Source organism: Streptomyces alfalfae, from assembly GCF_004127445.1.
GTDB lineage: Bacteria > Actinomycetota > Actinomycetes > Streptomycetales > Streptomycetaceae > Streptomyces > Streptomyces alfalfae.
Map to the genome: position 1 here is coordinate 207,326 of NZ_QEXM01000057.1, position 20,262 is coordinate 227,587.

The window sequence follows — 20,262 nt, forward strand, 5'->3', positions numbered from 1 at the left end:
CATTCAGAGTGAATCTGACATACGCAGCGTATGTGATATCCATGGTGTATGGAAACGCTGCGCGAGAGATACGCGGAGAACACGCGCCGCACCTTGCTCGACACAGGGCTCTGCCTCTTCACCGAACGGGACTACGCGGACGTCTCCGCGGAAGAACTGGTGCGCACCGCCGGGCTGACGCGGGGCGCGCTGTACCACCACTTCAACGGCAAACCCGGACTCTTCGAGGCCGTCTTCGAGGAGCTGGAGCGCCAGGCCACCCGGGACATCCGGGCGGCGATCGCCCCCGTGGCCGATCTCCGCGAGCGTGCCTACCGGGCGGTCGACGCGTTCCTCGACATCTGTGCCGGACACGTCTACCGGCACATCGTGCTCCAGCAGGGGCCGATCGCGCTGGGCTGGCAGCGGTGGCGCGAACTGGACCAGCTCCACCTCGGCGGCATAGTCCTCGACATCGTGGACGCCGCACTCGACGCCGGCCGTATGCGGCCCCACCCCGCCGCTCTGGTCGCCCGCGCCTTCTACGGCGCGCTCACGGAGCTCTCCATCACGATCACGGAGGCCGACGAGCCTGAGAAGGCCCGCGCCCAGGCGGCGGAACTCGTCCGCGACCTCATCGCCGGAGTGGTGAGCGACGGCGGCCCGCCCTCGGTGAGGTAATTACTGAGGCCGTACGAGAGCCTGCGTCTCCCCTGGGGGCACGCCCCGTCTGTGGCCGGGACGGGGCTCCCTCGGTCAGAAGTCCCGCTCGCCGGGGGCTGCCCCACAGGACCATGTTCTCGTACACCACCCGTGCGTAGAGGAACTGGCGACGCCGCTCTGGTGGCAGGGGTGCCCCGAGGTCGGCATCGCCGAGGAACACGGTCTCTGCGGAGTCCGGGGACGTTCATGGCCCTGGACAGCAGTTCCACGCGGCGCTGACCAGCCGCGATCAAGGCCTCCTGCCTGCGGGTCTCCCGCCGTTCGTCTCCCTCCCTGCGCCGCCGGAGCGGCGACCACGGGCACTCCCGGAGCGGGGCGTCGCGGTGGGCGGTTGCTCGACGGCCAGGAGGCGGTTCCGCTTCGGACCGGCGGGCCGACACCGTCCTGCTCACCTGCGTGCCGCCCGGACCGGCGGTAGGCGGGCGACCCGTACGTTCGAGCGATGTGATCACTCGATGGTGATTTCCTCCGCTTCTATGCCCAGGTTGTCGCGATGCTGGGAAGAACGGCGTACGACCGGCGCCGTCCGCGGGTTCTGGCGTGGGGGTGGCGTGATGCGAGGGGCAGCAGGAGAACGTGGGGGCCTGGACGAACAGGCGGTCCTGGTGGTGACCGGGCTGGCCGATCTGGCGTTCGGCTTGGTGGGTTCGGCCGTGGGGACGATGCGGGGCCTGCTGCGCCGCGCGGATGCCGCGGAGCTGGCGACGGAGGCCCAGGACGACCTGATGGCGCGCGGGCGACTGGTCCTTGACCGGTACGCGGCCGCGCCTCCCGCCCATCTGGAGGTCCTCGCCCGGCACGCCCTCGCTCGGCGGGCCGCCGATGATGCCTGACCGGTGGGAGCAGGACGCGTTCAAGACCCGCGTCGACGAGGTGCTGCGTCTGTTCATCGCCCAGGAGGCCGAGCAGTTCACGGCGATCGACCCGGCCCTGGGGCCGGTGGCCGAGCAACTGGAGGCCGCGGTCGCGGACGGCAAACGGCTGCGGGCGGCCTTCTGCTACTGGGGCTGGCGCGCGGTGGGACAGCCGGACAGCGACGCGCTGGTGCGGGCCGCGGCCTCCATGGAGCTGGTGCACGCCGCCGCGGTCGTGCACGACGACCTCATCGACGACAGCGCGTTGCGGCACGGCCGGCCCACCACGCACATCGCGTTGCGCGGCGCCGTACGCCATCGACCGCGAGCCGCCACGGCCGCCAGGTCACTGGCGATACTGGTGGGCGATCTGCTGACGGGACTGGCCGGGCAGCTGTTCACCACCAGCGGTCTGCCCGCCGCGTATCTGTCTCGCGCCCGCCCGCTGTGGTCGGTGCTGGCCCGTGAGCTCATCGCCGGCGAGTGCCTGGAGATCCTCCGTACCGGAGCCGAGCCGGACACCACCGCGTCACTGAAGGTGATCCGGTACAAGACCGCCAAGTACACCGTCGAGCAGCCCCTGCTGATCGGCGGCGCCCTCGCCGGGGCCGGCAGGCGGTTGAGTGAGGGCTACTCCGCCTACGGGCTGCCCCTGGGCGAGGCATTCCAGCTGCGGGACGACCTGCTCGGCCTGTTCGGAGACCCGGAACGCACCGGGAAGGACAACGCCGATGACGTACGCGGCCACCGGCCCACGGCCTTGTTGGCGGAGACATGGCGTCTGGCCGGTGACGGCGACCGGGAGCGGCTGCGTGCCCTGCTGGGCCGGGGGGACCTGGACGAGGACGGCCTGCGCGCGGTACGCGAGGTGATGCGTCGGCTGAAGGCACCCCACCGCGTCGAAAGCATGATCACCGAGCGGGTCGAGGAAGCCCTCGACGCCCTTCACGAGCTGAACGTACCCGCCCACGCCGCCGCTGCCCTGGCCGCTCTGGCGCACTCGGCGGCGGTCCGCCTGTCCTGACCCTCGCGCACGAACGGCGCGATCCCGCGCCGCCGGCCAGACCCTCCCGCCCGTCGTACGCCACCACGCGTGGATGACAAGGAGCTTTGCCATGACCTACACCGAGGCCTCGATGGACACCCTGCGGCGGACCGGCGACGAACTCGCCGACGCCACCGTCGCCACGCTCTTCGAACGCGGAGAGGTGGGCAAGTTCAACACCCTGATGCGCTACGTCTCCACCGCGGGCGCCCCGCTGCCGGACGGGCTGCCCGACGTGGCGAAGGAGTATCTTCAGGCCACCAGCGTCCCGCCGGCCTGGGTGGACTGGGGGGAGATGGAGAAGGCGCGCCTCTTCTTCATCGACAACAACGTGCACATCTCCACCGCGTTGTCCTTCGCCTCCATGCCCGCCTGCTACGTCGTCCCGCACGTGGCCAAGCTCTTGTCGGCCACCCATGGGCTGAAGTACCCCTCGAAACGGATGGCCGAGACCGGCCAGTTCACCGTCTACCTGATGCAGCCCGACGCCTTCGAGGCCGGCGGCCGCTTCGTCCCCGCCGCGCAGAAGGTCCGGCTCCTGCACGCCTCCATCCGCCACCACCTCGAACGCGAGAACCAGTGGGACACCGAAGAACTCGGCACGCCGATCTGTCAGGAGGACATGATCGGCGGGCAGATGTTCTTCTCCATGCTGGTACTGGACAGCCTGCACCGCCTCGGCATCCACATGTCGACGGAAGGCGCGGAGGCCTACTACTACGCCTGGCGCGTCGTCGGCGCCATGCTCGGCGTCGACCAGGAAGCCGTTCCCAAGACGCTCGACGAGGCCCGCGAGTTCCTCGACCTGTACATGATCCGGCACATGGGGCCTTCCGACGAAGGAACGCACCTGACCCGGCAGCTCATCGACCTCTACGAGGAAGTCGTGCCCGGCACCTTCTTCGACCCGATCATCTCCGCACTCATCCGTCACCTGGTCGGCGACACCTGCGCCGACTGGCTCCAGGTGCCCAGCACCCCGTGGGACACCGTCGTCAAGGCCGTCCCGCACCTCCTCGGCGTCCTGGAGACCATCGAGGACCGCTCGCCCTTCGGCACCTGGGCCCTGGACCGCCTGGGACACCTCACCACCATCTTCGAACTTTCCTCTCTCACGCGAGGACGCGTGATGCACTACGCCATCCCCGAACACCTCAAGAAGGACTACGGCGTCTCCAACGCGGTGCCCCCCACCCGTCGTTGGACGCCGCCTGCCGCCACCGTCTCCCCCTGACCCGCGAGCGCACATCGCCGGCCTGCGGCAGATCCGCGAGGCGCGCGCCTCGTCAGCCCGGCATCAGCGCCCGCGGGCAGCATGTGGCGGCATCACGCCGGCCCGCCCCCGTGTCTGCTCGGCCGAACCTCACGGCCCGGCGGGCGCGGCAGCGGGCGGGCCCGGACCCGCCGTGAGGGAGAGTGCGATGCCGAGATTGCCCAGACCGTGTCCGCATGCGGTCGCCCCGGTCCTTGCCCTCGTCCTGGTGCTGGTCTCGGCACTGCTGGCGGTCGGTGGTCCGACGGCCCGTGCCGCGGACGCCGCCTCGGGCCGGCAGATCAACATCGCCGCCACCCACACCGGCATGTGCCTGGAGGTCGCCACGCATGACGTCGGTGAGCCGGTCAGACAGCGCCGCTGCGCCGGACGCGAGGGGGCACTGTGGCACTTGAAGGTGTCCTCGGCCGCCGGCGGGGCGGTGCACATCGTCAGTGTCCTCAGCGGCAAGTGCATGGCGGTGCGGGACTCCAGCGCCGATGACGGAGCCGCCGTCGTGCAGACCGAGTGCGACAACCGGCCCGGTACGAGTTTCCAGTTCGGGGAAGACGGCGACGCCGCGTCGATCCAGCCGATGACGGCGAACCCGCGCAAGTGTCTCGAGGTCACCTCATCCGCCACCGCCGACGGCGCCTCGCTCCGGCAATGGACCTGCGACGGACAGGCCGGCGCGCGGTTCACCCAGGGGAGCTTCCGGGGTCTCCAGGAGGGCTGGGTCAAGCTCCGTCCGGGCAGTGCGCCAGGGCTGTGCCTGACCGAGGGACGGGCGGGGCTCCTGAACGTGCCGGTCGTCGTGCAGCGTCCGTGTGCGCAGGCCACGTCCCCCCGTACCTACCTGCTGCCGCAGGGCAACGGCCTGTTCAAGATCCAGTGGCACAGCGCCCAGGCCGGTGTGCGCTGCCTCATGGTGTTCCCCGTCAGCACGGTCCCCGACCTGCTGGAGACCTCGACCGACTGCGCGACGGCCAACTCCTTCTACATCGCGGCGGTCGACACTCCCGTGGCCAACACCTACCGGGTCCATACGCTGCACACACCCGACCAGAAGTACTGCGTCGGCATCACCGGCGGCTCGACGGCCGAGGGTGCCACGGCCAGACAGGAACCCTGTGCCGAGCGCACCGACCAGGTGTTCTTCATCGACTCCGAGTGACGCGGAATCCGGCCACCGGGTCGACGATGTCCCCACGCCACCAGGCCGCCCGCCCCGCCGCGGTCGTGCCCGCACACCTGAGTTCTCCTGCTGCCGGGCGCCCACTAGCCTTGCAGCGCCGGCCCGCCGGCCCGCCGGACCGCCGCGGTCACTTCCCGGGAGGCGGCGGCGCCGTGCTCTTGCGTACGACCAGGCTCGTGGCCAGCTCAAGCCGCGTGGACACCGGTTCCCGGGCCCGCAGCCGCATCAGCATCTGTGTGGCCTCCTCCGCCATCCGGCGCAGCGGCTGGTGGACCGTGGTCAGTGCCGGGCTGGCCCAGCGGGCGATCGACACGTCGTCGTAGCCGACCACCGAAAGGTCGTGGGGGACCCGCAGGCCGTGCACCCGGGCGGCTTCCAGTACGCCGAGCGCCTGGAGGTCGCTGCCGGCGAAGATCGCGGTGGGCGGCCGGGGCAGGGACAGCATGTCGGCGGCGCGGTCGTATCCGCCCTCGACGTGGAAGTCACCGAACAGGACCAGCCCGGGGTCCACCTCCAGCCCTGCCATGCTCATCGCCGACCGGTAGCCGTCGAGCCGGGCGCGGGAGCAGAGCATGTCCTCGGGGCCGGTGATGATCCCGATGCGCCGGTGTCCGCATTCGATGAGGTGGCGGGTGGCGGCCAGTCCGCCGTTCCAGTTGGCGGAGCCGACCGAGGGGACGTCGGGGTTGGGGTCTCCCGCCGGGTCGATGATGACGAACGGGATCGAACGCGCCTGGAGTTGCTGTTTCACTTCGCCGGGAAGGGCGGAGAAGACCAGGACGACACCGAGCGGTCGGCGTTGCAGCATCGCCTCCAGCCAGTCGGGGCTGGGGGCGTGACGGGTTCCGCTCTCGGTGAGGACGACCCCGGCGCCGTGGGCCTTGGCCACGTTCTCCACGCCCCGTATCAGCTCCATCGCCCAGATGCTCTCCAGCTCATGGAACACGATCTCGATGAGCGGCGCCTCGTGGGCCGACCGTGTGGTGCGCCGGTAGGCATGGGCCTCCAGCAGGCGCTCCACCTTGACTCTCGTGGGGGGCGCCACGTCCTGCCGCCCGTTGAGGACCTTCGAGACCGTCGAAATGGAGACGCCGGCACGCTGGGCCACCTGGGCCAGGGTGACGCGGCCCGTCTCCTCGTCATCGCGCATGGCGAGGAGCATAGAACACCGGTGCGTACCGGCCGGAGGACTCTCGAGGGCGGGAGACCCGCCCGCGAAGGCCCTCGTGTCCCTCCGGCCGGACGCTCCGGTCAGGACGCGGTGCAGGCGCTGATGGCGGGTGGCGCCGTGTCGCCGTTCGTCATGACGGTGAATCCGAAGCTCGTGCTGCCACCGGCCGCCAGGCTGCCGTTGCCGCTCGGCGTCATGGTCATCACCTTCCCGGAGCTGTCCCAGCTGGGTGTGCCGTTCCAGGTGGCCGAGATCCGCTGCGCCGAGGCGACGGTCACCCGTACGTTCCAGCCGCTGATGGGGGAACTCCCCGCCGTCACGGTCACCTTGCCGTTGTAGCGGTCACCCCACGTCTCCTGTTTCGCGTACGAGACGGTGCAGGTGCCGGTGCCGTTCCCTCCGTCGCCACCGCCCAGGGCGGCCAGCGTGGACGCGTAGGCCGGCTTCTTGTTGTAGTCGCCGTCGAAGAGGAGCGGGGTCCCGCTCGCGCGCCAGGAGTACTTGTCGGTCACGCCCCAGACGGTGATGCCCGTGCAACGCGTCACCGCGAGGCACGCCTGCACCACGTTGGCGTAACTCGAGGCCTGCGCGGCCCCGGACCCCTCGATGTCCAGCTCCGTGATCTGCACGTCGACGCCGAGATCGGCGAAGCGCTGCAGATTCTGCCGGTAGTCGGCGGGAACGGGGGACTGGCTGTTGAAGTGGCTCTGGAAGCCCACGCAGTCGATGGGCACGCCGCGCTGCTTGAAGTCCTTCACCATGGCGTACACGGCGTTGGACTTCGCGTTCACGCCGTCGGTGTTGTAGTCGTTGTAACAGAGCTTGGCGGCCGGGTCGGCGGCCCGCGCGGTGCGGAACGCCTCCTCGATGAAGCCGTTGCCGAGCTTGTCCTGGAAGGGCGAACTGCGGCGTGCCCCGCTGCTCCCGTCCTGGAACGCCTCGTTGACGACGTCCCAGGAGTGGATCTTGCCCTGGTAGTGCCGCATGACCTGGGTGATGTGGTTGTTCATCGCCGTACGGAGATCGCCCGCACCCAGTGACCCCACCCAGCCGGGCAGTTGGGAGTGCCAGACCAGGGTGTGTCCACGCACCTTCATGCCGCGGCTCTGGGCGTGGCTGACGATACGGTCGGCCGTGCCGTAGGTGAACGATCCCCGGGACGCTTCCAGCGCGTCCCACTTCATCTCGTTCTCGGGGGTCACCGAGTTGAACTCGGTGTTCAGCGTGGCGGCGTAGGGCGCCTCGCCGAGGTGGTTCGCGGCGACCGCCGTGCCGAAGTAGCGGCCCTTGGCGCTCGCCGACTCGCCGAGGGTGCTCGCCGCGTGGGCGGTGCCGGACAGGGCGGCGACACCGGTGGCCGTGAGCAGCCCTGTGACGGTGAGGGCCAGGGCTCTGCGTGCGTAGGCGCGTATGGGGGTGCGGCCTTTTCCGGCACCTTCCTCGGTGGCCTTGCGGGTTGCTGCAGTCGTGATCATGACAACCTTTCGTCGGGGGCGGGCCGTGTCGGGGAAGTGGTCGAGACGGCTCCTGATGAGGGTGGATGCGGGCCGAAGAGGGCCGGTTCACCCCGAAACTTTCAGGAGGCGGTCGGCCGCTCGTGTCCCGTGCCCACCCGGAGGCGGGTTGCCAGAGCGATCCTGGATGATGCGCGCCTCCGAAACAATGGCGCGTCACGACCGAAACTTTTTCGGTGGAGCGAGGCGGCCCAGGGGTGCGCGGGTGAAGTGGCGTCCGTGCGCCGTTCCGTTGAACCACCGCAGCGGAGCGAGCGTCGTATGAATATGGACATAAACGCCGTAAGAACCGCTGCTCCCGCGCCATATCCGGCCGCTCCCACCGCTGACGTCCTTCATCGCATCCGCGAGGGTCTGGTGGGGGAGGGCGACCTCGTGCACGGCCCCTTCGGCTTACGGAGGAACACGTACGCGGACTGGACCGCTTCGGGTCGCCCGCTGGACTTCATCGAGGACCATCTGCGGGAGGCCGTTCTCCCGCGGTACGCGAACACGCACACGCAGAGTTCGGGAAACGGCCGTTCGACGAACCGGCTCAGAGAAGAGGCCCGCGCCATCATCGCGGCCGGCGTCGGTGCGGACCCCGACCACCACGTCATCTTCTGCGGCTCCGGCGCCACCGGCGCCATCGACAAACTGGTCGGCATCCTCGGGCTCCGGAACCCCGCCCACGCGGGCGCCGCCACGCTCGCCGCACCGGACCGGCCCGTCGTCTTCGTCGGCCCTTATGAACACCATTCCAACGAACTCGCGTGGCGCGAGTCCCAGGCGGACGTCGTCGTCATACGGGAGGACGCTTCCGGCGGCATCGACCTGGGGGACCTGCGTGACCGGCTGCGGGAGTACGCTCACCGGCCGCTGCGCATCGGAAGCATGTCCGCCGCCTCGAACGTCACCGGCATACTGACCGACACCGACGCCGTCTCCGCGCTCCTGCACAGCCATGGCGCCCTGTCCCTGTGGGACTACGCGACCGCCGGCCCCTATCTGCCCATCCGCGTCGGTGAGTCGGAGCCCGGACGCCGGGATCACAAGGACGCCGTCTTCCTGTCCCCGCACAAGTTCGTGGGCGGCCCTCAGACCCCCGGCGTACTCGTCGTCCGCCGCGACCTGGTGAGAAACGCCGTGCCCGTGGTCCCCGGCGGGGGCACGGTCGCCTACGTCGGGCCGGACGGGCACCGGTACGTACCCGACCCGGTCTCGCGCGAGGAGGGCGGCACCCCCGCGATCATCGAGTCCATCCGGGCGGGCCTCGTCTTCGCGCTCAAGGATTCCGTCGGCCCCGAGCTGATCCGGGCACGCGAGGAGCGGGCGTGGCGACACGTGCGCGCCCGGTGGCTGCGCCATCCCCGGATCGAAGTGCTGGGCAACACCGATGCGCCCCGGCTGCCCGTCGTCTCGTTCCTGATCCGCCACCGCGACGGCCACCTGCACCACAACTTCGTCACAGCGCTCCTGAACGACCTGTTCGGCATCCAGGCGCGGGGCGGCTGCTCCTGTGCGGGTCCCTACGGGCATCGCCTCCTGGCGATCGGCGCCGCGCGGTCCCACGCCTTCCGTGACATCGTCGCCGACGGCGGCCTCGAAGGCATGAAGCCGGGCTGGACCCGCGTCAGCTTCCCGTACTTCATGTCGGACGCGGTCCGCGACCATGTCATCGAGGCGGTGGAGATCATCGCCGATTCGGGTCACCGGCTTCTCGCCGACTACACCTTTGACGCCCGCACCGGTGTCTGGCGTCATCGCGCCGCCCCGCTGGAACCGGACGCCGACAGTCTGCGCAGCGCCATCGGGGCCGGGGCGCCACGGCCCGCGCGTCGTCGGGCGGGGGAGGACGTGCTGACGGCCCACAGGCAGGAGGGTCGCCGCATCCTCCGCACGCACCCGTCCCATGCGGGCGGCGAGACCACCGCACTGCCTCCGGAGGCCGAGGCCCTGCGCTGGTTCCCGCTGCCGCGTGACGCGGCCGACGCGGGCATCGCGTGAAGGCCGGCTCCGCCCTCGCGCCGGCCCGTGACAGCGCCGCCCGGGGGCGTCGCACAATGAGCGGATGACGTACACCGAGGACGCGGCCACCGCGTTCGCCTGGGCGGCCCTGGAGGGCCGGGGCCAACTGGTCGAGAGGGTCTCCTACCAGGGGGCGGGCGCGGTCCTGCCGTCGCGGCTGCCGGTGAGGGAACTGGCGCGGGCCTGCGTGGGAGTCTGCTCGCTGGCGGCGGCGGAACTGCTGTCGCTGCGCAACCGCGTGCCGGTGCCCGCGGTACGGGTGAACGAGGCGGCGGTGGCCACGGCGTTCGTCAGCGAGCGCCACCTGCGGATCGACGGCCGGACCCCGACATCCTTCGCCCCGCTGTCCGGGTTCTGGCGGGCGGCCGACGGCTGGGTGCGCACCCACGCCAACTACCCGCACCACCGCGCCCGGCTGCTCGACGCCCTGGGGATCACCGATACGGGCCAGGACGACGAGCTGGTCGACGTGCTCGCCGAGGAGCTGGCGTCACGTCCGGCCCAGGAGGTGCAGGAGACCGTCTACGCGGCGGGGGGCCTGGCCGTCGCCGTGGCTTCCGCACCCGCCGGGGCCGGACCCGGTCTGGTCGAGACACGGCACGTGGGCCGGGGCGGCCGCCGGCTGCTGGCGCATGCGTCCGTGCCCGTCCAAGGAGTACGTGTCCTGGACCTGACCCGCGTCATCGCGGGCCCCGTCGCCACCCGCACCCTGGCCCTGCTCGGCGCCGACGTGCTGCGCGTGGACGCCCCGCGGCTCGCCGAGGACGCGGATGCCCACGCCGACACCGGCATGGGCAAACGTTCCACGCTGCTGGATCTCGCCCACCCCGGCGACCGGCACGACTTCGAGTCTCTTCTCGGCCGGGCGGACGTCGTGGTGACCGGCTACCGCCCCGGCGCCCTGGACCGGCACGGGCTGGCCGCCGACGCGCTCCTCGCCCGGCGCCCCGGCCTGATCGTCGCCCAGTTGTGCGCCTGGGACTGGTCCGGCCCCTGGGCGGAGCGCCGTGGTTTCGACAGCTTGGTGCAAGCCGGTACCGGTATCGCCGCGATCGAGGCCATGGACGACGGCCGCCCCGGTGTCCTTCCCGCGCAGGCGCTGGACCACGGAACCGGGTACCTGCTCGCCGCCGCCGTGCTGCGTGCGCTGAGCGACCGCCAGGCCACCGGCGGCGGGCGGCATGTCCGCCTCTCCCTTGCAGGCACGGCCTCCTGGCTGCTGCACGGCATCAGCCCCGCCCCGGCACATGGTGAGAGCGACGTCTATGACGCCGGTTTTTGGCTCACCGAGACCGATTCGCCCTACGGTCGCCTCAGCTATGCCCGGCCCCCGGTGCGCTACGAGGGCGCACCCGCGAACTGGGGCCACGGACCGACCCGGTGGGGCACCGATCAGCCGCACTGGGCGTGAATGGGCCGGAGCGACCGGTTCAGCCGGGCCGTCGACCGGCTCGACAGCTCGGCAGCTCGACAGCTCGGCGACGACGAGGACAGGCGCCCTCGCCCGGCGACCGGAGGTCGGAGGTCGGAGGTCGGAGACAGTGGACTGCGGACCGACATGAACCGGCCATCCTCCCCATGGGTGGGAACCACAACTCCCGCGCCGGGGGAGGGAGGTGACGGCCCGTCGGCTCGCTGACGCCCCCCATGACTCGTCAAGAAGCAGGCCCTTACCGACGCCCCTCCCTTCGCGTCAGACACCTGAGTCCCACCAGCCCCACGGATGGCACCGGAACCCACTCTTCCCCTTGATGCCGACATCAGGCCACCCGCCTCGTGCCCGCCGCACCGCGCTTTTCGGCCAGTGGCCATGCCACCTTGTAGCCCGTTGAAAGCCCTGGCTACGATCCCGCTCGTTTCGCTTTCTGCACATCTCTGCACGGTTACTTCATCTTTGTGAGGGAAGTGCGTGGAGTCATTTACGCAGGCGGAGACGCCGGGCCACCGCGGTGCGTCACGGCGGCCCCGGCTGCGCCGGAAGGGCCGCACCGCCTCCGGTTTCCCTTCTCCAGAAGGCGTTCCCGCTCCACCGCAAGGTGTCTCCGCCCGCGATTTTCGCCTCTTCTGGTGGGCCAACGCCGCCGACGCGCTCGGCACCCAGGCGTCCGGCGCCGTCCTGCCCTTGCTGCTCCTGGCCCTTGGTCACTCCGCGCAGACCGCCGGCCTCGTGGCCGGGCTCTCCCTCGCCGCCGGGCTCCTGCTCGGGCCGCTCGCCGCCATCCCCGCCGACCGCGGCGCCCGTAAGACGATCATGATCTGGTCCGCCGCCGTCGCCGCGCTCGCCATGGGCTCGATCGCCCTGGCGCTCGCCCTCGGCCACCTCACCCTCGCCCACCTCCTCGGCGCCGTCCTCGTCGAGCGGTTCGCCACCGCCTGCCACGAGGCGGCATCGCGCGGCACGGTCGCCCTGCTCTGCCCGCCCGGCGACCAGCCCCGCGCCGTCTCGGGGCTCGCCGCCGCCGATCAGGGCGCGCTCATCCTGGGCCCCGCCCTCGGAGGCGCCGCCTACCAGCTCTCCCGGGCCCTGCCCTTCGTGGCCGACGCCGTCTCCTATGCCGTCGCCGCCCTCTGCGTACGAGCGATGCGCACCGACCTGAAGGCCCCGGCGGAGCCCTCCGGCGACGGACTGCTGCGCGAGGCCGCGGCCGGGCTCCGGCTGGTGCGGCGGGAGCCGCTGCTCCGCCTCGTGCTGGTCTGGGTCGCCGTGGTCAACGGCGTGGCCGTGGCTTTGTACTACGCCACGGTGTTCGCGCTGGGACGTTCCGGCAGCGGTGCGCTGTCGCTCGGCGTCGTCCTGGCCGTCTCCGGCGCCGCGGGGCTCGCCGGGTCGCTCGCCGCGCCCAGGGTCGCGGCACGGTTCGGCCCCGCCCGGGTGCTCATGGCCGTCACCTGGCTGCTCGTCCCGCTCACCGCGGGCATCGCGGGCGCCGGCGGGCCATGGACGCACGGTGCGCTGCTCGGGGCGGTCTGCCTCCTCGTCCCGCTGCCCGCGGTCGTCCTCCAGGCACGCGCCCTGCTCGTGACGGAACCCGCGCTGCAGGCGCGGGTCGGCGCGGTCCTCGCGACGGCCTCCGGCGCCACCGCCGCCCTCGCCCCCGTCCTGGCCGGGCTCTTCGCCGACCAGGTGGACACCGCCGCCCCCGCACTGGGCTGCGCCGCCCTGCTCACCCTGCTCGCCGTGCACACCACGCGGCGGGCCGCACTCGCGGAGGCCGCCGCGTGAGCCGCTTCCAGGTCTACCGCGCCTCGCTGCCCGAGGTGTGCGCCGCCCAGCCGCACCGGATGGTGTTCACCGCCGACGCCGACGGCCGCTGCGAGGTCTTCACCTGGGACGCCGGGACCCGCCGCGCCCGACGCGTCACCGACCGTCCTGGCGGCACCCTGCACGGCGCGATCGACGCGGACGCGCACGTGTGGTGGTTCGCCGAGGACGCCCGGGGCGTGGGCCACTGGCGCTTCCAGCCCTTCACCGGCGGATCCGACCTGCCCGGCCTCACCGGCGTCCCCGACGGCACTGCCCGCGGCCTCGCCGTCACCGGCGGCGCCACCGCAGCCGTCGGCATCGGCCTGGACGACAGCACCACCGTCCGCGTCGGTCCGCGCGGCGGCCCCGGCCGGGAGGTGACACGGGTCGACGGCGCCGTCTCCCTGACCGGACTCACCCCGGCCGGCGACCTGCTCGTCCTCTCCCGCGCCGCCGACTCGCCCCGCGCCGTCACCCTGCTCACCACCACCGGCGCCGAGGTCGCGGTCCTGCCCGGCGACGGCCCGCACGGCAGGCTGTGGGCCCTCGGTTTCACACCCGCCGGAGTGCACACCACCCTGCTCCTCGTCCGCGAGCACGAGGACCGCTACCTGCTCGCCACCTGGACCGCCGCCACCGGCGCCCTCACCCACGCCTGGTGCGCCCTCGACACCCAGTTCACCGCCCGCTGGTACCCCGACGGGCGCTCCGCGCTGATCCGCCAGGACCGCCACGGCCGCTCCCTGCTGCACCGCGCCGACTTCGCGCGCCGCACCCTGGAGCCCGTGCCCGCGCCACCCGGCACCCTCCTGGACGCGGCCCCGCATCCCGGCGGTGACCTGCACACCCTCTGGACCGACAGCAGCCACCCGCCCCGGATGACCTCCACCGTGGGCACACCGCTGCCACCGCTCGGCACCGTCGAAGGACGCGTCCCCGGCACCCTGCGCGACCTCCGCACACCGGGCCCGGACGGCCCCGTGCACACCCTGCTCAGTCTCCCCGAGAGCGGGCGGGCCCCGTACCCCGCGGTGTTCCTCGTGCACGGCGGCCCCGCCGACCACGACCGCGACGCCTACGACGGCACCGTGCACTCCCTGGTCGCCTCCGGCTTCGCCGTGGCCCGGGTCAACTACCGCGGCTCCACCGGCTACGGCCCCCGCTGGCAGCGCGCCCACCGGGACGGCGTCGGCCACACCCAGGTCGCCGACCTCGCCGCCGTACACGCCGACCTCACCGCGCGCCGCCTGATCCGCCCCGACGCGACCGGACTGTGGGGCTCGTCCTGGGGCGGTTACCTCGTCCTGCTCGCCCTCGGCACCCGGCCGGGGCTCTGGCGGGCCGGTGTCGCCGTCAAACCCGTCGCCGACTACGCCGCCGCCCACGCCGTCGCCGCCCCCGCCCTGCGCGCCCTGGACGAGCGGCTCTTCGGCGGCACCCCCGAGCAGGTGCCCGACGCCTACGCGCACAGCTCACCGATCCGGTACGCCGACCGCGTACGCGACCCGCTCCTCGTGGTCGCCGCCACCCACGACACCAAGTGCCCGGCTGCACAGGTCCGTTCCTACCTCGCGGCCCTCGACGAGGCCGGCGCACGGCACGAGTCCCTGTGGCTGGACACCGGGCACGACGGCTACGACGGCGCGGACCACGTGAACGTGCTGCGCCGCGCGGTGCTCTTCCTCGACCAGCGGCTCCGCGGCACCACCCGCACCACCCCACCCAGACGCCCCGCGCCATCCGGAGCGGGGTCAGCGCACCACACCGTCAAGCACTGAATCCGAGAGGAGAGAGCCCATGCAGAAGGACGTCATCCACAACGACCCGCTCGCGGAGGACGAGGCGAACCGGAGGCCGAGCGTCGGCGTCACGGTCACCGTCCCGTTCCGCAACGCCGAGGACGGCGACGAGACCGTCGAGGACTGATCCCCACCGGTCGGCCCCGGGGCGCCCCGGGGCCGACCGGCCCTCACCACGTCAGGAGAGAGCGCCCATGCGCGTACTGCTGGTCAACATGCCCTGGTCGCCCATCGACCTGCCGTCGCTGGCGCTGGGCATCCTCAAACGGAGCGTGGACGAACGCGTCCCCGGAGCCGACGCCGAAGTGCTGCACGCCAACCTCATGTTCACCGACTGGATCACCGAGCGCACCGAGTTCACCGGCCACGACTACGAGTACTACGCGCTCTCCTCGTACTTCATGGGCTGCGGCGACTGGGTCTTCTCCTCGGCGCTGTACGGCGACCCCGCCTGGCGCGAGGAGGAGTTCACGAGGACGATGTCCGGCAAGCTCAAGCCAGCGCGCATGGCCATGACCCTCGAACTGCACCGTGTCGTCCCCGAGTTCGTCGAGATGATCGCCCGGCACATCGTCGCGGACGCACCCGACGTCGTCGGCTTCACCTCCACCTTCCAGCAGAACGCCGCCGCGCTCGCCGCCGCCCGGCGCGTCAAGGAACTCGCCCCGCACATCGTGACCGTCATGGGCGGCGCCAACTGCGACGGCGAGCAGGGCGCCACCGTGCACCGGAACTTCCCCTTCGTCGACCACGTCGTGCGCGGCGAGGGTGAGGCCGCCTTCCCCGCGCTCCTGACCGCGCTCACCGACAAGACCCCGCTGGACGACATCCCCGGCCTGTGCCACCGCGACGCCAACGGCACCAGCGTCGCCAACCCCATGGCCACCCGGCCGCTGCCGCCCGCGGCGATCCTGCCGCCCGACTACAGCGGCTACTTCGAACGCCTGGCCGCTTCCGTGGCCCGCAACTGGGTGGAGCCCAAACTCGTGGTCGAAGGAGCGCGCGGCTGCTGGTGGGGCGAGAAGCACCACTGCACCTTCTGCGGACTCAACGGCTCGTTCATGGAGTTCCGCTCCAAGAGCCCGGACACCTTCTACGAGGAGATCATCGAACTGGCGCGCCGCCACCGGGTCCTCGACATGTACGTCGTGGACAACATCCTCGACATGCGCTACCTCACCACCGTGCTGCCCCGCATCATCGACAGCGGCTACGACCTGCGCCTGCACATCGAGATCAAGGCCAACATGAAGCGCAGCCAGCTGCGCACCCTCGCCGACGCCGGGCTGATCTACGTCCAGCCGGGCATCGAGAGCCTCAACAGCCGCGTCCTGGACCTGATGGACAAGGGGGTGAGCGGCTGCCAGAACGTGCGGATGCTGCGCGACGGCGCCGAGACCGGCCTCTCCGTCGCCTGGAACTACCTGCACGGCTTCCCCGGCGAGAGCGCCGAGGACTACGACCCGGTCATCGCCCAGATACCCGCCCTCGAACACCTCGACCCGCCGGTCGACCTCTCCGCCCGGATCGCCATCGAGCGCTTCAGCCCCTACTTCGAGCGCCCCGAGCTGGGCTTCACCGACCTGCGGCCCGAGGCCCACTACCGCTTCACCTACGATCTGCCCGAAGAGGAACTGCACGGCATGGCGTACGTCTTCGAGGCGCCCGCACGCGGTGTCGGCGAACCCACCGTCGGCGCCCTCAACGCGGCCCTCGGCGACTGGAAGAAGCACCACACCGACGCCCGTCTCACCCAGGACGACCAGGGCGACCGCATCGTCCTCGTCAGCCGCCGCCGCGCCTTCGCCTGGCGCGCGATGGAGCTGACCGACCCCTTCGAGCTGGCCGTCTTCCGCCTCCTCGACCAGCCGCACGGCGTCCGGGCCCTCCAGCGCAAGGCCGCCGCACGGGCCGCGGTCCCGATCCGCACCGAGGCGGAGGTGCAACGGCTCCTCGACACCTGGCTCGCCCTCGGCATCGTCTTCACCGACGCCGGCCAGTACGTGCACATCGCCCCGGCCGCGGTCAACGAGGACCTGCTCCGCCTGGACTTCATGCGGCACGCCCACGCGCAGGACGGTGCCGTCCCTGCACCCGCCTGAGCCCGAACAGCCCCCCAGAAGGAGCACGATGACCGCCACCATCACCGCGCCCACGCTCCTGGCCTGGCGCGACTACGACCCCGCCGCCTGCGCGCTGCCCGGCATGTCCCTGGGCGAGGTGCCCCTGACCGGTCCGGCACGCGGCCAGGCCGCACGCCTGTGGGATCTGGGCGCTCGCCGGGTGCGCCTGCCCGCCCCCGTCGACCTCACCGCTTCCGCCGACCCGGGCGCCGCCCTGTACGGCCTCTCCCTCGTACGGGATCTGACCGCGCGGGCGGTCATGGTGGAGTGGGAACTGCGTCTGGCTCCCGGCGCGGGGGAGAGCTGGCGAGCGCTCAGCCACCTCCAGCCGCCCGCCGCCCTGCAGGGCCCCGCCGACGCCGAGGAGTCGCTGCGCACCTGGCGGCGCGGCCACTACCTGTGCAAATGCCTGTGGCGCAAGGGCCCCGGCTTCATCCAGATCCGCGATCGCCGCTGGGGCGAACTGCGCCGCTTCACCGCCGACGAACCCGAGTACGAGGAGGCCATCGGGCTTCTCGACCACGGCGCACCGGCCGACACCGTCCCGCGGGCCGTCCTGGACGACTTCCGCGGCGAGCAGCTGATCCTGGAGTTGGGTCCCTACGCGTGGTGGCTCCCCTACCGGGTCAGCCGCTGGCTCCAGCAGTCGATCGCGATCTGAGCGGGGGGCTGATGCGATCGGCTCCCCGTTTCGCCGCCCGTCCTGCCCCCGCGCACGGGAGCTCAGGCGCCATGCCGGGGCGCGACGGCGCACGCGTGGCCCGGCAGGCGCACAAAAGGCAGCTCCGGGCCCGGGGTGCGTCGTCGACGCGCCCGCGCTCCCGAAGGCTGACGTCGCTGCCCGGCCACGCGGAAAGCCTTCCCGGAGCGGAGCCGTTCGTTCCCCTACGTTGTCTGCCGTACGCGTCGCGTGCGTCGGCCGCCGCCCACCGGCCGACCAGTCCGAGCAGACCCGAGAGGCGCCATGACGACACAACCGATCGAGGTCACGGCGGACGACGCGCGGTACGACGCACTGCGACGCGGCTTCAACCAGCGCTGGATCGCCGAACCCGACTACATCGTGGTCGCCACGTCCGCCGACGACGTGGTTGCGGCCCTCGACAAGTTCCTGGCCGACCCGGCGCATGTCTCGCGACGCCTCACCGTGCGCTCCGGGGGCCACTGCTACGAGAACTTCGTCTCCTCCGCCGACGTCGCCGTCACCATCGACGTCAGCCAGATGAACCGCGCCTACTTCGACCCCTCGATGAACGCCTACTGCGTCGAGGCGGGCGCGACGAACTGGCACAGCACCACCCAGCTGTACCGCAAGGCCGGCCGGGCCCTGCCGGGCGGCTCCTGTTACTCCGTGGGCAGCGGCGGCCACATCTCCGGCGGCGGATACGGCCTGCTGTCCAGGCTGTTCGGCCTGACGGTCGACTACCTGTACGCCGTCGAGGTGGTCACCGTCGCCGACGGCAAGAAGGCGAAGGTCACCCTGGCCCCCAAGGACTCCCGGGACGCGGCGCTGCGGGATCTGTGGTGGGCGCACACCGGTGGCGGCGGAGGCAACTTCGGCGTCATCACCCGCTACTGGTTCCGCGACCTGCCGAGCCCGCCCGCCCAGGTGCTGCTGCGCTCGGTCGCCTGGGAGTGGAAGGACCTGCTCAAGCGGCCCGATCTGTTCAAGTCCCTGGTGCGCCGCTACGGCCAGTTCTTCGAGCACGAGCAGGCCGGCACGGGCCCGGACTTCGTCCGCCGCGGCTACCGCGACATGTTCACCCTGCTCAAGCTCACGCACGTGTCCAACGGCAAGGTCGGCCTGATCGTCCAGATGGACGGCACGAAGAAGGACTCGCCCGACCGCCTGAAGGCCTTCCTGGACCACCTCACCGAGGGATTCGCCGCCGGTCCGGGGCCGCACGTGGCCCAGACGGTCCTGGACCGGCAGATGGGCGAGCACTCCGCGCAGCGGGAGCTGTTCATCCCCACCCTGTTGCCGTGGCTGACCGCCACCCAGAGCCTGAACGAGTCCGGCCCGAACCGCTGCGGCAAGTACAAGTCGGCGTACCACACCAAGGCGTTCACCGAGCAGCAGATCGACGCCATCCACCACCACCTCACCGACTCGGGTTACAGCAACCCCGACGCCCTGCTGCAGATCGACTCCTACGGCGGAAAGGTCAACGACGTCGGACCGGGCGCGACGGCCGTGCCGCAGCGCTCCTCGGTCATGAAGCTGCAGTACCAGACGTACTGGACGTGGAACGCCGATGCCGACCACAACGGCGTCTACGACTACCGGGACGCGGAGAAGGACGCCCGCATCGCCGAGCCCCACCTGAAGTGGATCCGCGCGATCTACGCGGGCGTCTACAAGGAGACCAAGGGAGTGCCGGCCGTCGCCGATCCCGCCTGGCCGGCTTCCCGGTCCGCGGGCACCGACGGTTGCTACGTCAACTACCCCGACGTCGATCTCGACGACACGGCACTCAACACCTCCGGCCAGCGGTCCCGCCGGCTGTACTACAAGGCCAACTACGCCCGTCTGCAGCAGACCAAGCAGCGGTGGGACCCCCACAACGTGTTCCGCCACGCCCAGTCCGTCGAGCTGCCCCGCCCACCCGAGGGAACCGCGTCGCCGCCCCCGGGTCGGTGAGTTCAGCGCCAATTGGCCGAATTCTTTTGACGGGAGAGGGGCCGGGGGCCGCCGGGGCGCGCGGAGGGGGAGCGGCGCCGGGGTGGTGGGGAGCCGACCGGAGTATGGCCGCCGTGGCCCGGTTACGCTTGCGGCGGATCTGGCCACCGGCTCCGCGGCGGGGCCCCGAGCGGTGGGCGGCTCAATCATCACCCCAGATCGAGGGGGGAATCGGGCCATCCGCCCACGGCGGCGTCGAGCGTTCTCGCGACCCGCACGGGCGGTTCTCGGTGGACCCGCGCCGCCACTGGCCGCGTTCTTTTGTGCACAGGCCGGTTTGCAGACGCGTCTCAGGGGCACACGCGGCGGTGCGACGTCCAGCGGCCGGCCTTGCTGTGCAGTTGGACGGGCGAAGCGGCCGAGACGTGACGGAAAAGCACCGATCCGACACTCTCCGTTCAAGCTTGGGGGATTGCTTGGACGTGACTCGCCGTGAAGACTGTGGCCGAGTTCCATCGAAACGAAGGTGTTTTGGGGGCGCAAGATGTCATTCGTGGCACGACACGCGCTGTGGCTGCGTACTCTCAAATCCGTTTCGAACGGCCGGGCCGGGGAGGGCCGGCCGTGCAGGAACCGGGAGGGTTCCGCGCATCCGGTGCGCGGGAGGTATCGCCGAGGGGGATGGGTTATGCCGGGTTGGCGCGCCGCGCGATGTGGTCGGCTGCGAGGGGTGGTC

General features: G+C 71.6%; 15 protein-coding genes. 13 read left to right on the plus strand and 2 right to left on the minus strand.

Annotated elements, in window-relative coordinates; all coding sequences use genetic code 11:
* Positions 1-48 precede the first annotated feature (48 nt).
* From DCW30_RS35675 to DCW30_RS35695, 5 genes are all read left to right on the plus strand, one after another.
* Positions 49-660 (plus strand): TetR/AcrR family transcriptional regulator, encoded by a 612-nt coding sequence (locus DCW30_RS35675; protein WP_076688137.1) that lies wholly within the window; start codon positions 49-51, stop codon positions 658-660.
* Positions 661-1,256: 596 nt separating this feature from the next.
* Positions 1,257-1,535 (plus strand): hypothetical protein, encoded by a 279-nt coding sequence (locus tag DCW30_RS35680; RefSeq protein ID WP_062770107.1) that lies wholly within the window; start codon positions 1,257-1,259, stop codon positions 1,533-1,535.
* Positions 1,525-2,580 carry a polyprenyl synthetase family protein gene (locus DCW30_RS35685; RefSeq protein ID WP_076688138.1) on the plus strand — a complete coding sequence of 352 codons (1,056 nt, stop codon included), beginning with the start codon at positions 1,525-1,527 and terminating at the stop codon, positions 2,578-2,580. The genes DCW30_RS35680 and DCW30_RS35685 overlap by 11 nt, the downstream gene beginning before the upstream one ends.
* Positions 2,581-2,671: 91 nt before the next feature.
* On the plus strand, positions 2,672-3,835 hold the full coding sequence (locus tag DCW30_RS35690) for an oxygenase MpaB family protein (RefSeq protein WP_076688139.1): 1,164 nt from the start codon (positions 2,672-2,674) through the stop codon (positions 3,833-3,835).
* A 187-nt stretch (positions 3,836-4,022) separates the two neighbouring features.
* Positions 4,023-5,027 (plus strand): RICIN domain-containing protein, encoded by a 1,005-nt coding sequence (locus tag DCW30_RS35695; RefSeq protein ID WP_079250279.1) that lies wholly within the window; start codon positions 4,023-4,025, stop codon positions 5,025-5,027.
* A gap of 148 nt (positions 5,028-5,175) precedes the next feature.
* Here DCW30_RS35695 and DCW30_RS35700 read toward each other — a convergent pair whose 3' ends face one another.
* Both DCW30_RS35700 and DCW30_RS35705 read right to left on the minus strand, forming a co-directional pair.
* A complete protein-coding gene (locus tag DCW30_RS35700) occupies positions 5,176-6,210 on the minus strand; it encodes a LacI family DNA-binding transcriptional regulator (RefSeq protein ID WP_062770093.1) in 1,035 nt (344 codons plus the stop codon).
* Positions 6,211-6,299: 89 nt separating this feature from the next.
* Positions 6,300-7,694: a glycoside hydrolase family 10 protein gene (locus DCW30_RS35705; protein ID WP_079250280.1), complete on the minus strand. Its 1,395-nt coding sequence runs from the start codon at positions 7,692-7,694 to the stop codon at positions 6,300-6,302.
* A gap of 396 nt (positions 7,695-8,090) precedes the next feature.
* Here DCW30_RS35705 and DCW30_RS35710 point away from each other — a divergent pair, with 396 nt between their 5' ends.
* From DCW30_RS35710 to DCW30_RS35740, 8 genes are all read left to right on the plus strand, one after another.
* The gene (locus tag DCW30_RS35710) at positions 8,091-9,719 is read left to right on the plus strand and encodes an aminotransferase class V-fold PLP-dependent enzyme (RefSeq protein WP_237283493.1); all 1,629 of its coding nucleotides are present in this window, start codon (positions 8,091-8,093) and stop codon (positions 9,717-9,719) included.
* A gap of 64 nt (positions 9,720-9,783) precedes the next feature.
* The gene (locus DCW30_RS35715; protein ID WP_079250281.1) at positions 9,784-11,151 is read left to right on the plus strand and encodes a CoA transferase; all 1,368 of its coding nucleotides are present in this window, start codon (positions 9,784-9,786) and stop codon (positions 11,149-11,151) included.
* Between the two features lie 498 nt (positions 11,152-11,649).
* The gene (locus tag DCW30_RS35720; protein WP_237283494.1) at positions 11,650-12,963 is read left to right on the plus strand and encodes an MFS transporter; all 1,314 of its coding nucleotides are present in this window, start codon (positions 11,650-11,652) and stop codon (positions 12,961-12,963) included.
* Between the two features lie 59 nt (positions 12,964-13,022).
* Positions 13,023-14,762, plus strand: coding sequence for an alpha/beta hydrolase family protein (locus DCW30_RS35725; RefSeq protein WP_076689828.1), 1,740 nt, complete (start codon positions 13,023-13,025; stop codon positions 14,760-14,762).
* A gap of 19 nt (positions 14,763-14,781) precedes the next feature.
* Entirely contained in the window at positions 14,782-14,910 is a 129-nt protein-coding gene (locus DCW30_RS38010; RefSeq protein WP_257788625.1) for a hypothetical protein, read from the plus strand.
* A gap of 67 nt (positions 14,911-14,977) precedes the next feature.
* Complete coding sequence (locus DCW30_RS35730) at positions 14,978-16,885, plus strand: RiPP maturation radical SAM C-methyltransferase (protein WP_076688142.1); 1,908 nt, start codon at positions 14,978-14,980, stop codon at positions 16,883-16,885.
* A 28-nt stretch (positions 16,886-16,913) separates the two neighbouring features.
* The gene (locus DCW30_RS35735; protein WP_062770081.1) at positions 16,914-17,567 is read left to right on the plus strand and encodes a DUF5825 family protein; all 654 of its coding nucleotides are present in this window, start codon (positions 16,914-16,916) and stop codon (positions 17,565-17,567) included.
* A 303-nt stretch (positions 17,568-17,870) separates the two neighbouring features.
* On the plus strand, positions 17,871-19,547 hold the full coding sequence (locus DCW30_RS35740; RefSeq protein WP_076688143.1) for an FAD-binding oxidoreductase: 1,677 nt from the start codon (positions 17,871-17,873) through the stop codon (positions 19,545-19,547).
* Positions 19,548-20,262: the final 715 nt, after the last annotated feature.

What these genes read in the sequence shown, in the direction of transcription:
- DCW30_RS35675 (WP_076688137.1), top strand. Translation starts at nt 49, where the DNA reads ATGGAAACGCTGCGCGAGAGATACGCGGAGAACACGCGCCGCACCTTG.
- DCW30_RS35680 (WP_062770107.1), top strand. Translation starts at nt 1,257, where the DNA reads ATGCGAGGGGCAGCAGGAGAACGTGGGGGCCTGGACGAACAGGCGGTC.
- DCW30_RS35685 (WP_076688138.1), top strand. Translation starts at nt 1,525, where the DNA reads ATGATGCCTGACCGGTGGGAGCAGGACGCGTTCAAGACCCGCGTCGAC.
- DCW30_RS35690 (WP_076688139.1), top strand. Translation starts at nt 2,672, where the DNA reads ATGACCTACACCGAGGCCTCGATGGACACCCTGCGGCGGACCGGCGAC.
- DCW30_RS35695 (WP_079250279.1), top strand. Translation starts at nt 4,023, where the DNA reads ATGCCGAGATTGCCCAGACCGTGTCCGCATGCGGTCGCCCCGGTCCTT.
- DCW30_RS35700 (WP_062770093.1), bottom strand. Translation starts at nt 6,210, where the DNA reads ATGCTCCTCGCCATGCGCGATGACGAGGAGACGGGCCGCGTCACCCTG.
- DCW30_RS35705 (WP_079250280.1), bottom strand. Translation starts at nt 7,694, where the DNA reads ATGATCACGACTGCAGCAACCCGCAAGGCCACCGAGGAAGGTGCCGGA.
- DCW30_RS35715 (WP_079250281.1), top strand. Translation starts at nt 9,784, where the DNA reads ATGACGTACACCGAGGACGCGGCCACCGCGTTCGCCTGGGCGGCCCTG.
- DCW30_RS35725 (WP_076689828.1), top strand. Translation starts at nt 13,023, where the DNA reads ATGGTGTTCACCGCCGACGCCGACGGCCGCTGCGAGGTCTTCACCTGG.
- DCW30_RS38010 (WP_257788625.1), top strand. Translation starts at nt 14,782, where the DNA reads ATGCAGAAGGACGTCATCCACAACGACCCGCTCGCGGAGGACGAGGCG.
- DCW30_RS35730 (WP_076688142.1), top strand. Translation starts at nt 14,978, where the DNA reads ATGCGCGTACTGCTGGTCAACATGCCCTGGTCGCCCATCGACCTGCCG.
- DCW30_RS35735 (WP_062770081.1), top strand. Translation starts at nt 16,914, where the DNA reads ATGACCGCCACCATCACCGCGCCCACGCTCCTGGCCTGGCGCGACTAC.
- DCW30_RS35740 (WP_076688143.1), top strand. Translation starts at nt 17,871, where the DNA reads ATGACGACACAACCGATCGAGGTCACGGCGGACGACGCGCGGTACGAC.